A 13,646-nucleotide genomic window follows, 5' to 3' on the forward strand; every position below is an offset into this window, starting at 1 on the left:
GAACCCGCATGCGTGGGCGGCCGGTTCCCGGAGGTGTTCCGGAAACCGGCCGCCGTTCGCGGGACCGTCACACAGCCGCGGGCTGCGGCTCCTCGGACGCGGGGGCGGACTCCGTGTCCTTCCGCCCCTTCTTCGCGGCCCGCTTCCCGGCCCTGCGCTCCTTGCGGAGTTCGACCATCGCGTACAGCGTCGGCACGAGCAGCAGGGTGAGCAGGGTGGAGGTGATCAGACCGCCGATCACGACCACCGCCAGCGGCTGGGCGATGAACCCGCCCTCACCGGTGACGCCGAGCGCCATCGGGAGCAGGGCGAAGATCGTCGCCAGGGCCGTCATGAGAATGGGCCGCAGACGGTGCCGGCCGCCCTCGATCACGGCCTCGACGACGCCGTACCCCTGGCTGCGGTACTGGTTGACGAGGTCGATCAGGACGATCGCGTTGGTCACCACGATGCCGATCAGCATCAGCATGCCGATCATCGCGGGAACGCCCATCGGGGTGCCGGTGACGACCAGCAGGCCGAGCGCGCCGGTCGCCGCGAACGGGATGGAGACCAGCAGGATCAGCGGCTGGACCAGCGACCGGAAGGTTGCGACCAGCAGCATGAAGACGATCGCGATCGCCGCGAGCATCGCCAGGCCCAGGTTCTTGAACGCGCTGTCCTGGTCCGAGGTGACCCCGCCGATCGAGGCCGTGGCGCCCGCCGGGAGCTTCAACGCCTTGATCTTGGACTGGAGTTGGGTGCTGACCGCGCCGGTGTTGTCACCGGTGGGCTTCGCGCTGACGGTCGCGGCGCGCTGGCCGTCGATCCGGGTCATCGACACCGGGGCGTCCACCAGCTTCACGGTGGCGATGTCGCCGAGCCTGACCGGGCCGAGCTTGAGCGCGCGCAGTTGCGCGAGGGTCTCGGCGGGCTTGGCGGACTTCACGACGACGTCCCGCTCGGTGTCGTCGAGGGTGGCCTTCGCGGCGGTGGTGCCCTTGACGGCCTGGGTGACGGCGGCGCCCAGCGTCTGGTCGTCGAAACCGGCCGCCGCGGCCTTGGAGTTGGCCTTCACCGAGATGCGCGGCACGCTCTGCGCCAGGTCGCTGGTGACGTCGGTGACGTCGTCGAGGCCCGCGACCGTGGCCCGGACCTGCTCGGAGGCCTTGCGCAGCACATCGCCGTCGGCCGCCTTCACGACGACGCTCAGGTCCTGGCTGCCGAAGCCGTCACCGGCCGACACGGTGGTCGTACCGATGCCGGACAGCTTGTGCAGGCCGTCCTCGATGGCGTTCTGCACCTTGTCGTACGACTTCGCGTCGTCCAGCATCACCGAGTACGACGCCTGGTTGGTGTCGGTGCCGCCGCCGAAGGCCGCCATGAAGCCGGAGGAGCCGACGGTGACCTGGTAGTCCTTGACGCCGTCGACGGAGGCGAGGAGCTTCTCGACCTTCTTCGCCTGGACGTCGGTCGCGGCCAGGCTGGTGCCGGGCTTCAGCTCCTGCTTGACGGTGAGGACCTCCTGGTCGCCCTGGTCGAAGAAGTTGGTCTTCAGCAGCCCGGACATGCCGAACGTGACGACCAGGACGGCGATCGCGATCAGCACGCTGGTGAGGCGGCGCCGGGTCGCGAAGCGCAGGACGGGGACGTAGAGGCGCTGGAGGCGGCTGCCGGCCTCCTTCTCCTCGGCCTTGCGGCGGGCCTCCTCGGCGTCCTCCGGGGTGCTCTTGGGGGCGCGCAGGAACCAGTAGGACAGGACCGGCACGACCGTCAGGGAGACCAGGAGGGAGGCCAGCAGGGCCGCGGTGACGGTGAGGCTGAAGGGGCCGAAGAGCTGGCCCACCATGCCGCCGACCAGGCCGATCGGCAGGAAGACGGCGACCGTGGTGAGGGTGGACGAGGTGACCGCGCCGGACACCTCACGCACGGCCGTGAGGATGGCGGACCGGCGCTCCTCGCCGTAGCCGAGGTGGCGCTTGATGTTCTCCAGGACCACGATCGAGTCGTCGACGACCCGGCCGATGGCGATGGTGAGCGCGCCGAGGGTGAGCATGTTGAGGGAGAGGCCGCGGGTCCACAGCACGATCAGCGTGAGGACCACGGACAGCGGGATGGACACCGCGGTCACCAGGGTCGAGCGGACCGAGGCCAGGAAGAGCAGGATGACCAGGACCGCGAAGAGCAGGCCGAGGGCGCCCTCGGTGGTGAGGCCCTTGATGGACTTGGAGACCGCCGGGCCCTGGTCGCTGACGACCGTGAGGGTGGCGCCGGAGCCGAGGTCCTGGCGCAGCTTCGGCAGCTTGTCCTTGACCGCGTTCGAGATGGAGACGGCGCTGCCGTCGTGGTCCATGGTGACGTTCACGGCGAGGCTGGGGCGGCCGTCGGTGCGGGTGATCGAGTCGGCCGGGGCCTCCTGCTCCTGCACCGTGGCCACGTCACCGAGGCGCACGGGCTTCTGCACGCCCTGCCCGGTGACCATCAGGTCCCTGATCTGCCGCAGCGAGGTGAGGCCGCCGCCGACCTGGACGGTGCGGTTGGCGCCGTCCTCGTCGAAGGAGCCCGCCGGGACGGTCGCGCCGGCCGCCTGGAGCGACTGGGCGAGGGCCGCGGAGGTGAGACCGGCCTTCGCCAGCTCCGCGTCGTCGGGGGTGACGTCGACCTGGAGGTCGCGGACACCGGTGACCTGGACGCGGCCGACGCCGTCGACGTCCTTGAGGGCCGGGACGACGGTCTTGTCGAGCTGGTCGGCGAGGGCCTGCTGGTCCTTGCCGGAGGTGACGGCGAGGACCACGGTCGGCATGTCGTCCGTGGAGCCGGAGATGACCTGCGGGTCGACGGAGTCCGGGAGCTGGGCGCGGTTGACGGCCAGCTGGACGTCGGCGACCAGCTGCTTGGTGTCGTTGCCGTAGTCGAAGGACGCCATGATCACGGCGTTGCCCTCGCTCGCGGTGGAGGTGACGCCGGTGACGCCGTCGACGCCTTCGAGGTTGTTCTCGATCGGCTCGACGATCTGCTTCTCGACGACGTCGGGCGCCGCCCCCTGGTACGGGGCGATGACCGACACCATGGGCAGGGAGATCGTCGGCAGCAGCTGCTGCTTGATCTGGGGGATGGCGATCGCCCCGAAGACGAGCGCGATCAGGGAGACGAGGCCTATCAGGGCCCGCTGCGCGAGGCTGAATCTGGACAGCCAGGACATGGGTCGGGGTCTCTTTTCGGTGAGCTGCTGTGAGCGGCAGACGGACGGCACAGGGGGCACCTGTGAGCGCCCACCGCACCACTCTCACCCATGCGCGGACCTGCTCGGGTAGCCCCAGGGTGCCGTTCCCTTATCCGGCTCCTACTCCGCCCGCAGTACGCCCGGGTGGAGATCAGTCCATCCTCGGGCGGACCAGCCCCGACTCGTACGCGATCACCACGAGCTGCGCGCGGTCCCGCGCGCCCAGCTTGGCCATGGCCCGGTTGACGTGCGTCTTCACGGTCAGCGGGCTGACCTCCAGGCGTTCGGCGATCTCGTCGTTGGAGTGCCCGCCGGCGACCTGGACCAGGACCTCGCGCTCGCGTGAGGTGAGGGCGTCGAGCCGGTCGGTGCGGGCCGGGTCGCGGCCGTCGTCACCGAGGTCGCCCTGGGCGAGGAAGCGGGCGATCAGCCCCTTGGTGGCCGTCGGGGAGAGCAGCGCCTCGCCGCCGGCGGCGACCCGGATGGCGCTGAGGAGTTCCTCGGGTTCGCTGCCCTTGCCGAGGAAGCCCGAGGCGCCCGCACGCAGCGCCTGGACGACGTAGTCGTCGACCTCGAAGGTCGTGAGGATCACCACGCGGACATGGGCGAGGGAGGGGTCGGCGCTGATCAGCCGGGTGGCGGCGAGCCCGTCGGTGCCCGGCATCCGGATGTCCATCAGGACGACGTCGGCCGCCCGCTCCCGGGTCAGCGCCACCGCCTCGGCGCCGTCGGAGGCCTCGCCGACCACCTCCATGTCGGACTCGGAGTCGACGAGCACCCGGAACGCGCTGCGCAGCAGTGCCTGGTCGTCGGCGAGCAGGACACGGATCGTCATACGGAATCCCCCAGGGCGGCCGTGCGGCCCTTGGCCCGGCCGTGCGCACGGTCGCCCGTACGGTCGTCGGTGTCGGTCTTGACCGGCAGGATCGCATGGACGCGGAAGCCGCCGCCGTAGCGGGGGCCGGTGGTGAGGGTGCCGCGCAGGGCGGTGACGCGCTCGCGCATGCCGAGCAGCCCGTGGCCGCCGCCCTCCTCGGGGGCGGTGTCCTCGCCGGAGCCGTTGTCGAGGACGGTGACCTCGATCTGCGGTCCGACGCGTACGACGCTCACCTCGGCCTTGGCGTCGGGTCCCGCGTGCTTCTGCACGTTGGTCAGGGCCTCCTGGATGATCCGGTAGGCGGCCAGGTCGACGGCGGCCGGCAGGGTGGCGCCCTGGTCGGCGCGGGCGACCTCGACCTGGAGGCCGGCGTTGCGGAACGTGTCGGCGAGTTCGTCCAGGATGTGCAGGCCGGGGGCGGGCTCGGTCGGCGCCTCGGGGTCGCCGGACTGGCGGAGCAGGCCGACGGTGGCCCGCAGTTCGTTCAGCGCGGAGCGGCTGGCCTCGCGGACGTGGCCGAGGGCCTCCTTGGCCTGGTCGGGCCGCTTGTCCATGACGTGCGCGGCGACCCCGGCCTGCACGTTGACCAGGGCGATGTGGTGGGCGACGACGTCGTGCAGGTCCCGGGCGATGCGCAGCCGCTCCTCGGCGACCCGGCGGCGGGCCTCCTCCTCCCGGGTCCGCTCGGCGCGCTCGGCCCGCTCCCGGATGGCCTGGACGACCGCGCGCCGGCTGCGGACGGCGTCCCCGGCGGTGGCGCCGATGCCGGTCCAGGCGAAGATCGCGAGGTTCTCCTGGGCGTACCACGGCAGCGGGCCGGCGACCATCGCGGCGGTGGTCAGCACGGTCATGGTGAGCAGGCCGGCCCGCAGGGTGGTGCGGCGGTCGGTGGTGGCGGCGACGGTGAACAGGGCGACCACGGCCGCCATCGCGACGGGGGCGCGGGGGTCGCCGGTGACGCACTCCACGACGGAGGCGGCGCCGGTGACGGCGAGGACCGTCTTCGGGGCGTACCGGCGGAAGACCAGGGCCGCGGCGGCGAGCGTCATCAGCAGCAGGCTGAGCGGATCCGGGGTGCGGATGCCCCAGGCGACGCCGTGTGCGCCGTGCGGCACCGCGAAAGAGCTCACGACCATGCAGACGAGGGCGCCCGCGGCGATGACCGCGTCCACGGCGAGTGGATGGGCGCCGGCTCTGCAGCGGGCTCTTTCGAGAGTGCTCACGTACTGAACAGTACGGCGGGTTGGTGCGGGCCGGAACTGTCGGTTCGGGCCGCCGCGGGCACCGTCCTCCCTGGGGGCTGCCGCCCCCAGACCCCCGCTTCGGCCTGAACGGCCTCGTCCTCAAACGCCGGACGGGCTGTCTACGTGAGCGTCAGCCTGGAATGAGACCGTCGTCCCGGAGCAGGGCCCTGACCTCCGCCAGGGTCGCGTCCGGGGACGGGAGGATGAGGTCGGAGGGTTCCAGGGCGTCGTCCGGGAGCGGAGTGCCCAGTTCCCGGACCTTGTCCAGGAGGGCGGTCAGGGTGCGGCGGAAGGCTGCCTCGTCGCCGGACTCGGTCTCCGCGAGGAGCTCGTCGTCCAGCTTGTTCAGTTCGGCGAGGTGGCTTTCGGCCAGCCTCACCTGGCCCTCCCCCATGATCCTCACGACCATGTCGGCCATGTCGCCCTCCAGGCGTCGGCTACTGCTTGTCGAAGCGCGGGGTGTCCTGCGGCTGCTGCGACTGCTGGCCCTGGCCGGTGCCGCCCTCGATCGCCTGCTGGGGCGAACCGCCGGCGAGCTCGGCCTTCATGCGCTGCAGCTCCAGCTCCACATCCGTACCACCGGAGAGCCGGTCCAGCTCGGCGGCGATGTCGTCCTTGGCGGTGCCGGTCGGGTCGTCCAGGGCGCCGGAGGCGAGGAGCTCGTCGATGGCGCCGGCCCGGGCCTGCAGCTGCTGGGTCTTGTCCTCGGCGCGCTGGATCGCGAGGCCGACGTCGCCCATCTCCTCGGAGATGCCGGTGAAGGCCTCGCCGATGCGGGTCTGCGCCTGGGCGGCGGTGTAGGTGGCCTTGATGGTCTCCTTCTTGGTGCGGAAGGCGTCCACCTTGGCCTGGAGGCGCTGGGCCGCGAGGGTGAGCTTCTCCTCCTCGCCCTGGAGGGTGGCGTGCTGCGTCTCCAGGTCGGTCACCTGCTGCTGGAGGGCGGCGCGGCGGGAGAGCGCCTCGCGGGCGAGGTCCTCACGGCCGAGCGCGAGCGCCTTGCGGCCCTGGTCCTCCAGCTTGGAGGACTGCTGCTGGAGCTGGTTCAGCTGGAGTTCGAGCCGCTTGCGGCTGGTCGCCACGTCGGCGACGCCGCGGCGGACCTTCTGCAACAGCTCCAGCTGCTTCTGGTACGAGTAGTCCAGGGTCTCGCGCGGGTCCTCGGCCCTGTCCAGGGCCTTGTTCGCCTTCGCGCGGAAGATCATCCCCATACGCTTCATGACACCGCTCATGGGCTTCGCGCGCCCCCTTCTGACGGACTCCAGCTCACAGATCCTGCGACAGAACCCACAGTACGGGCCCTGCCTCCATTACCGCACTGTTCGGGGACCGATGCGCTCATCCCCAAGGACGACTACCGACAGCTCCGCTCCGGCACAGGTAGTAGGTGTCTCCCTGAGCGAAGCGTCCCCGACGTCCCCTCTGTCCCCCCATGGAGACGACCGGCGTTGCGGGATCGTTCCCCGCCGGACTAGGGCCCACACCCCGCCACCCCGTACCCTTGGGTTTTGTGTTCCGTAGCCGTGCCAAGGATGAGAAGGCCCCCGCCGACAAGGCGGTCGTGACCGACTCCAAGCAGACCCGTGACCCGCAGGCCCCCAAGGGCAGGCCCACTCCCAAGCGCAGTGAGGCCCAGACCCAGCGGCGCAGCGTGGCCAACACGCCGACGACGCGCAAGGACGCCGCCAAGCGTCAGCGCGACGACCGGCGCGCCGCCATGGAGCGGCAGCGCCAGGCGCTGGCCACCGGCGACGAGCGGTACCTGCCCGCCCGTGACAAGGGCCCGGTCCGCAGGTTCGCCCGCGACTGGGTGGACTCGCGTTTCAACGTGGCGGAGTTCTTCCTGCCGCTGGCCGTGGTCATCCTGGTCATGAGTGTGGTCAACAACACGGCGATCAAGAACATCGCGCTGCTCCTGTGGCTGGTCGTGATCGTGCTGATCGTGCTCGACGCGGTGATCAGCGGCCTGCGGCTGCGCAAGCGCCTCGCCGAGCGCTTCCCCGACCAGAACAAGAAGGGCGCCGTCGCCTACGCCCTGATGCGCTCCCTCCAGATGCGTCGGCTCCGGCTGCCCAAGCCGCAGGTCAAGCGCGGAGAGCGGCCCTGAGCGCTGAGCCGTTCTCCGAGAGTGCGGCAGAAGCCTGGCTGAACAGGCTGGGCGGGCTGCGTGACGTCGTACGGCAGCAGTTGGTGGCCCGTCAGCTCGACGAGCAGATAGCCGGGCGGTTCCCGGTCGGGCAGCGGCTGCGGGTGCTCGACGTGGGGATGGGCCAGGGCACGCAGGCGCTGCGGCTGGCCCGGGCCGGGCACCAGGTGACCGGTGTCGAGCAGGAACCGGCGATGGTCACGGCCGCGCGCCGGGCCCTGGCCGCCGAGCCGGAGGGCATCCGCGAGCGGGTGCGGATCGTCCAGGGGGACGGCCGGGACACGGGTGTCCACTTCCTCCCCGGCAGCTTCGACGTGGTGCTCTGCCACGGGGTGCTGATGTACGTCGAGGAGCCGGACGCGCTGCTCGCCGGACTGGCCCGGATGCTGGCCCCGGGCGGCCTGCTGTCGCTGCTGGTGCGCAACGCCGACGCGCTGGCCGTGCGGCCGGGGCTGAGCGGTGACTGGGCGGGCGCCCTGGAGGCCTTCGACACCGTCTCGTACCGGAACAGGCTGGGCCTGGACGTCCGGGCCGACCGGCTGGCCACCCTCACCGGCGCGCTCGCCGGCATCGGGGCGCCGCTGCAGTCCTGGTACGGCGTACGGGTGTTCACGGACACCGCCGCGGACGACGCGGCGGCACCGGCCGACCTGGAGACGCTGCTGGCGGTGGAGGAGCGGGCCGGGCGGACGGATCCGTACCGGTCGGTCGCGGCGCTGCTGCACCTGTGCGGGGTCCGCGGCTGAGCACACCCGGTGGCCGGTGCCGCTGCCGCTCGTTCGGGCCAGCAGCGCGAGCCGGAGCGTCACCGTCGCGGCGAGACTCGGGACATGGACGCTTCCCCCGCCCGCCGGACCCTGCGTACGGCCGCCGCGCTCGGTTCCTGCTGCCTCGCCCTGGTCTCCGGATGCTCCGCCCTCGACGGTGACGCGGCCGAGGACACCGCCGCCGCCCGTGCGGCGGCCGTCCCGCTGGCGGCGACCGAACTGCAGGACCGGTACCAGAAGGTGATCAAGGACGTCCTGCCGTCGGTCGTGCAGATCCAGGCCAGCAGCGACCTCGGCTCGGGCGTGGTCTACGACGGCAACGGACACATCGTCACCAACGCGCATGTCGTGGGCGACGAGAAGCGGTTCAAGGTGACGACCGCCAACACGGAGGAACCGCTGACCGCGACGCTGGTGTACTCCTACCCCCAGCAGGACCTGGCGGTCATCAGGCTCGACAGGATCCCGGACGGGCTGAAGGCGGCTGCCTTCGGGGACACCGAGAAGGTCTCGGTCGGGCAGATCACGCTGGCCATGGGATCGCCGCTCGGGCTGTCGTCCAGCGTGACCGAGGGCATCGTGTCGGCGACCGGACGGACCGTCAGCGAGAACAGCGCGGGCGGCGGTACGGGCGCCACCATCCCCAACATGGTGCAGACCTCGGCGGCCATCAACCCCGGCAACAGCGGCGGTGCGCTGGTCAACCTGGACGGCCAGGTCATCGGCATCCCCACGCTCGCCGCGAGCGACCCCGACCTCGGCGGCAGCGCGGCGCCCGGGATCGGGTTCGCCATCCCGGGGTCGATGGTGAAGACGGTCGCCGACCAGATCATCAAGCAGGGGAAGGTGACCGACTCGGGGCGGGCCGCGCTCGACATCTCCGGGCGCACGGTCGTCGACGTGAACTACCAGCCGGCCGGGGTGGCCGTGGTGACCGTGGAGCACGGTGGCGCGGCCGACAAGGCGGGCATCCGGCCCGGGGACATCATCACCCGGGTGGGCCACGACGACATCACCACCATCACCTCACTGGCCGAGTCGCTCGCCTCGGACCGGCCGGGGCAGAAGACGACGGTGACCTACAGCCGGGACGGCATCGGCAGGACGGTGGACGTGACGCTGGGCGAGCAGTGACCGGCGGGGCGGCCGGCGAGGGCCGCCCCGGACCGGCATGCCTCAGGACTCGTCCGCGTGCAGACTCATCGGGCCGTAGATCTCGGTGGCGTCCTCGAAGAGCCGCACCTGGTCGGCGCCGCCGGCCAGCAGGGCCTTCCACTGCTCGCCGATCCACGACTCGGCGTCGCCCTGGGTGGTGAACTCCTCGGGCTCCACCGCGGGCTGGACCTCCGTCCCGTCGGACTTCTCGAACCGCCATGTCCATGCCGCCATGTAGGCCTCCTTTGATCCAACTGGTGCATCGTATAAGGGCGCCGACGAAAACTCCGCTGGTTGTGGGGCAGGTGCCGGGCCGGTGGGGGCTGGTCGCGCCCACGCGGCGGCAGCCGCAAGTCGAATACAGCCCCGCGACCCTTCGGGGGCGCGTCCCACCGGACGCCGCTCAAGCAGGAACCGTTGGGACGGGTGAAAATCAGGGCGTGGAAGTGACTTTGCTCGGTACCGGTGCTCCTGCGGGGCTGCCTTCGCCCGGTTGTCCCTGTGCGGCCTGTGCGTGTGCCGTCGGGGAGGACGCGCGGGCCGCCACCGCGGTGCTCGTCGACGGGACGCTGCTGCTCGATCTGACGCCGGGTGTGGCGTTCGCGGCGGCCCGGGCCGGGCTGTCCCTCGGCGGGGTACGGCAGGTGCTGCTGTCGCATCCGCACGACGGGCCCGCCGTCGAGGTGCCGGCCGGGCTGCCGCAGCCGGGGCGGGTGCCGGACGGGCGGGAGCTGGCGCTGCTGACGGGGCATCGGGTGCGGGCGGTGGCGATGGACGCGGGCGGCACCGGGTACGCGGTGACCGGCCCCGACGGGCAGCGGCTCCTGTACCTGCCGCCGGGCGGGGCGCAGGCCGGGCTGGAGAACGGGAGCGCGGAGGCGTACGACCTGGTGCTCCTCGACGTCGTCGGGCGGCCGGACGCGCTGGCGCGGCTGCGGGCGGTCGGCGCGGTGGGGCCGACCACGGATGTCGTCGCCGTCCATCTCGGCCACGAGGTGCCGCCAGGGCCGGAGTTGCGGCGCCGGCTGGCGGCGGCCGGGGCGCGGGCGGTGCCGGACGGGACGACGCTGACCGTGGGGGTGTACGAGGACGTGCCCGACGTACCGCGCCGGACGCTGGTGCTGGGCGGGGCCCGGTCCGGGAAGTCCGTGGAGGCCGAACGGCGGCTGGAGTCCTTCCCGGACGTGCTCTACGTCGCCACGGGCGGTACCCGCGGCGGGGACACCGAGTGGGCGGCGCGGGTGGCCGTGCACCGGGAGCGGCGGCCGGGGTCCTGGCGTACGACGGAGACGTGCGACCTGGCGCCGTTGCTGGCGGAGGACGGGCCGCCGTTGCTGGTCGACTGTCTTTCGCTGTGGCTGACGGACGCGATGGACTCCGTCGGGGCGTGGGACGACACGGAGTGGGCGTCGGGCGGGGAGAAGGCCCTGCGGGAGCGGGTGCGGGAGCTGACGGAGGCGGTGCGGGCGAGTCGGCGGACGGTGGTGGCCGTCTCCAACGAGGTGGGGTCGGGGATCGTGCCGGCGACTGCGTCGGGACGGCGGTACCGGGACGAACTCGGGCGGCTGAACGCGGCGTTCGCGGGTGAGTGCGAGCAGGTTTTGCTGGTGGTGGCGGGGCAGGTGGTGGTGCTGAGGTGAGTGGGGGCGGGGGGACGCTCACCGGCGCTTGCCGGGTGCCCCCGCGCCCACCCGTGCCGCCCTGCGGCACGCCTGCCCGCAGCTGAGTAGCCACGACAGCTGCAACGCCCCGTAAGGGGCGCGGGGAACTGCGCGGGCAGCCCCCACCGGCCCGCGGTGAACCGGCTGACCGCGGCGGGGTCTTTAGTCTTTTGGGGGCGCGGGGAACTGCGCGGGAAAGCCCCGCCGGTCCGCGGGCGCGCGAGCGGTCGTCAGCGGGCCTTTCTCGCGACGATCCGGTACGCGTTGGAGAACGGTGTGCGGCGGAGCAGTGGGGCCAGGGTGTGGTCGGCGAGGCTCGCCGCGGCGACCAGCGGGGCCGCTACCCGCAGCCACCGCTTCGGCAGGAGCCGGCCGAGCACGAGGCCGACCGCCGCCGAGATGTCGTACGGCAGGTGGGGCGACTTCCGGTCGGTTCCGAGGATCTCGCAGCCCTGGGCCTCCAGCTCCGCCCGGAGGTTGCCCAGCGGCATCAGGTGCAGGTGGCGGGGCTGGCCGTAGGGGATCCACCACCTGCCGAGGAGCCGGGCGAACGCGCTGCGCGGGTTCGGGACGTCGATGAGGACGTGGCCGCCGGGCCGCAGCGCGGTGAGGGCGGCGCGGAGTTCGGCGCGCGGGTCGGGGGTGTGCTGCAGGTGGTGGAACATGCTGACGACGTCGTAGCGACCGCGCAGGCGGGCCAGCACCTCCGGCGCGGCCAGGTACCCGCAGTGGGCCTCCTCGATGTGGCCCTCGGTCTGGGCGCGCCCCACCCGGAGGGTCGGGTCCAGGCCGTCGAACGAGGTGTAGGCGAAGAGTTCCTTCGCCGCGCGCGGGAAGTGGGCGTGGCCCGTGCCCACGTCCAGCCAGCTCTCCGGCTCCGGCAGCGCCAGCATCACGCGGGCGGCGGCGCGGTGCCTGCGGCGGCCCGCGCGGGTGGTGTGGAGGCGGTCGGTGTAGTCCTCCAGGCGGCCGTCGTAGAAGTCCCGGTGGTAGAGGGCGAGGCCGGCCGCGGACAGCCGGGGGTTCTGGAAGGTGTGGGCGCAGTCCCGGCACTCGTCGACGGTGAACGTGCCCGGCCGGTGGTGGAGGAGGTCGGTCGTGCGCAGGCGGGTGCGCAGCCGCCGGGAGCCGCACCAGGGGCAGCCCTCGCGGCGCGGCTCGTGGAACCGGTCGGGGCCCGGGGCGGGTTCGGGCGTGCGCGGCGGCATGGGCGGCTCCCTGTGCTCCCGGTACGGGCGAGTACTCCCTGAACGCAATCCACTGCAAACCGGAACGTATGGGATACCGATCTTGCCTGCCAAGGCGCCGTGCGGGTGTGGTGGCGATCTGGCACCTAACCGTTCGTCGGTTGCCGGTACTGTTCGGCGAATGAGCTCGCTTAATCTCGACGACTTCACCGATCTGATCGAGCGCCCCGACGGCGGTGTGCGCCGTGACGCCGAGGCACGCCGGGAGCGGCTGGCCGTGCCGCCCGGGTCGCTGGGCCGCCTCGACGACCTGGGTGAGTGGCTGGCCGCCGCGCAGGGTTCGGTACCGGTACGGCCGGTGGAACGGCCGCGGGTGCTGCTCTTCGCCGGCGACCACGGCGTCGCCGAACTCGGCGTCTCCGCCCGGCCGGCGGGCAGCGCGGAGGTGCTGGTGCGGGCGGTTCTGGAAGGGGCCAGCCCGGTGGCGGTGCTCGCCCGGCGGCTCGGGGTACCGGTGCGGATCGTGGACATGGCGCTGGACTGCGACCCGGACGCGCTGCCCGAGGAGGTCGTGCGACACCGGGTGCGGCGGGGCAGCGGCCGGATCGACATCGAGGACGCGCTGACCCTGGAGGAGGCCGAGGCGGCCTTCCGCGCGGGTCTCGCGCTGGCCGACGCGGAGGCCGACGCGGGGACCGACCTGGTGGTCCTCGGCGACGTCAGCGTCGGCGGCACCACGGCGGCCTCCGTCCTGGTCGCGGCGCTCTGCGGGACGGACGCGTCCGTGGTGACCGGACGGGGCGGGCTCCCCATCGACGACCTCGCGTGGATGCGGAAGTGCGCGGCGATCCGGGACGCGCTGCGGCGGGCGCGGCCGGTGCTCGGGGACCAGTTGCAGTTGCTGGCGACGGTCGGCGGGGCCGACCTCGCGGCGATGACCGGGTTCCTGCTGCAGTCCGCCGTGCGGAAGCTGCCGGTGGTGCTGGACGGCGTGGTGGTGGCCGCGTGCGCGCTGGTCGCGCAGCGGATCGCGTTCCGGGCGCCGGACTGGTGGCTGGCCGCCCACGACAGCGGGGAGCCGGGCCAGGCGAAGGCCCTGGACCGGATGGCCCTGGAGCCGCTCCTGGAGCAGGGCGTGCGGGTCGGCGAGGGCGCGGGCGCCCTGCTGGCCCTGCCGCTGGTGCAGGCCGCGGCGGCACTGGCGGCGGAGCTTCCGGAGAAGCAGCCCGAGCCCGAGGAGAAGCCGGAGGAGAAGCCGGAGGAGTAGCGGGCCCGCGGGTCACGGCCGGGACGGCACCGCCGGGATACGCCGTCCTGGCCGACCACCGTCGCGGCGGGCAGAGGAGACCGGCGGGGAGACGGAGCCGGCACGCACGGCCGGCAGAGGAGCGAAGCCGACAAGGGTGCGTG

At 72.7% G+C, this 13,646-nt stretch carries 12 protein-coding genes; 5 read left to right on the forward strand and 7 right to left on the reverse strand.

All coding sequences use genetic code 11. The annotated features are described in order from the left end of the window. Positions 1 to 67: 67 nt before the first annotated feature. From AB0D74_RS08315 to AB0D74_RS08335, 5 genes are all read right to left on the reverse strand, one after another. Positions 68 to 3,181, reverse strand: coding sequence for an efflux RND transporter permease subunit (locus AB0D74_RS08315; RefSeq protein WP_362581788.1), 3,114 nt, complete (start codon positions 3,179 to 3,181; stop codon positions 68 to 70). A gap of 172 nt (positions 3,182 to 3,353) precedes the next feature. Next, positions 3,354 to 4,037, reverse strand: a complete 684-nt coding sequence (locus AB0D74_RS08320; RefSeq protein WP_362581790.1) for a response regulator transcription factor — start codon at positions 4,035 to 4,037, stop codon at positions 3,354 to 3,356. Continuing rightward, a complete protein-coding gene (locus tag AB0D74_RS08325; RefSeq protein ID WP_362581792.1) occupies positions 4,034 to 5,302 on the reverse strand; it encodes a histidine kinase in 1,269 nt (422 codons plus the stop codon). The genes AB0D74_RS08320 and AB0D74_RS08325 overlap by 4 nt, the downstream gene beginning before the upstream one ends. Before the next feature lie 151 nt (positions 5,303 to 5,453). Beyond that, positions 5,454 to 5,732 (reverse strand): hypothetical protein, encoded by a 279-nt coding sequence (locus AB0D74_RS08330; protein ID WP_362581956.1) that lies wholly within the window; start codon positions 5,730 to 5,732, stop codon positions 5,454 to 5,456. Positions 5,733 to 5,760: 28 nt separating this feature from the next. After that, a complete protein-coding gene (locus AB0D74_RS08335) occupies positions 5,761 to 6,552 on the reverse strand; it encodes a PspA/IM30 family protein (RefSeq protein ID WP_362581794.1) in 792 nt (263 codons plus the stop codon). A 200-nt stretch (positions 6,553 to 6,752) separates the two neighbouring features. Between AB0D74_RS08335 and AB0D74_RS08340 the strand changes: the two genes are divergently transcribed. From AB0D74_RS08340 to AB0D74_RS08350, 3 genes are all read left to right on the forward strand, one after another. Next, positions 6,753 to 7,427 (forward strand): DUF3043 domain-containing protein, encoded by a 675-nt coding sequence (locus AB0D74_RS08340; protein ID WP_362581796.1) that lies wholly within the window; start codon positions 6,753 to 6,755, stop codon positions 7,425 to 7,427. Between the two features lie 83 nt (positions 7,428 to 7,510). Further along, positions 7,511 to 8,212 (forward strand): methyltransferase domain-containing protein, encoded by a 702-nt coding sequence (locus AB0D74_RS08345; RefSeq protein ID WP_362581798.1) that lies wholly within the window; start codon positions 7,511 to 7,513, stop codon positions 8,210 to 8,212. A gap of 84 nt (positions 8,213 to 8,296) precedes the next feature. Next, positions 8,297 to 9,367 carry a trypsin-like peptidase domain-containing protein gene (locus AB0D74_RS08350; protein WP_362581799.1) on the forward strand — a complete coding sequence of 357 codons (1,071 nt, stop codon included), beginning with the start codon at positions 8,297 to 8,299 and terminating at the stop codon, positions 9,365 to 9,367. A gap of 42 nt (positions 9,368 to 9,409) precedes the next feature. Here the strand turns inward: AB0D74_RS08350 and AB0D74_RS08355 are convergent, their stop codons facing one another. Next, positions 9,410 to 9,622, reverse strand: a complete 213-nt coding sequence (locus tag AB0D74_RS08355) for a hypothetical protein (protein ID WP_362581801.1) — start codon at positions 9,620 to 9,622, stop codon at positions 9,410 to 9,412. A gap of 206 nt (positions 9,623 to 9,828) precedes the next feature. Here AB0D74_RS08355 and AB0D74_RS08360 point away from each other — a divergent pair, with 206 nt between their 5' ends. Next, positions 9,829 to 11,028, forward strand: a complete 1,200-nt coding sequence (locus tag AB0D74_RS08360) for a bifunctional adenosylcobinamide kinase/adenosylcobinamide-phosphate guanylyltransferase (RefSeq protein WP_362581803.1) — start codon at positions 9,829 to 9,831, stop codon at positions 11,026 to 11,028. A 251-nt stretch (positions 11,029 to 11,279) separates the two neighbouring features. On the opposite strand, the gene AB0D74_RS08365 is transcribed toward AB0D74_RS08360, so the two are convergent. After that, positions 11,280 to 12,257 (reverse strand): class I SAM-dependent methyltransferase, encoded by a 978-nt coding sequence (locus AB0D74_RS08365; RefSeq protein WP_362581805.1) that lies wholly within the window; start codon positions 12,255 to 12,257, stop codon positions 11,280 to 11,282. A 160-nt stretch (positions 12,258 to 12,417) separates the two neighbouring features. On the opposite strand from AB0D74_RS08365, the gene cobT reads away from it, so the two are divergent. Then, complete coding sequence (gene cobT, locus AB0D74_RS08370; RefSeq protein ID WP_362581807.1) at positions 12,418 to 13,503, forward strand: nicotinate-nucleotide--dimethylbenzimidazole phosphoribosyltransferase; 1,086 nt, start codon at positions 12,418 to 12,420, stop codon at positions 13,501 to 13,503. Positions 13,504 to 13,646 lie beyond the last annotated feature (143 nt).

Origin of the sequence: Streptomyces sp. NPDC048278, assembly GCF_040652195.1 — a bacterium.
In the GTDB taxonomy this organism is placed as follows: domain Bacteria; phylum Actinomycetota; class Actinomycetes; order Streptomycetales; family Streptomycetaceae; genus Streptomyces.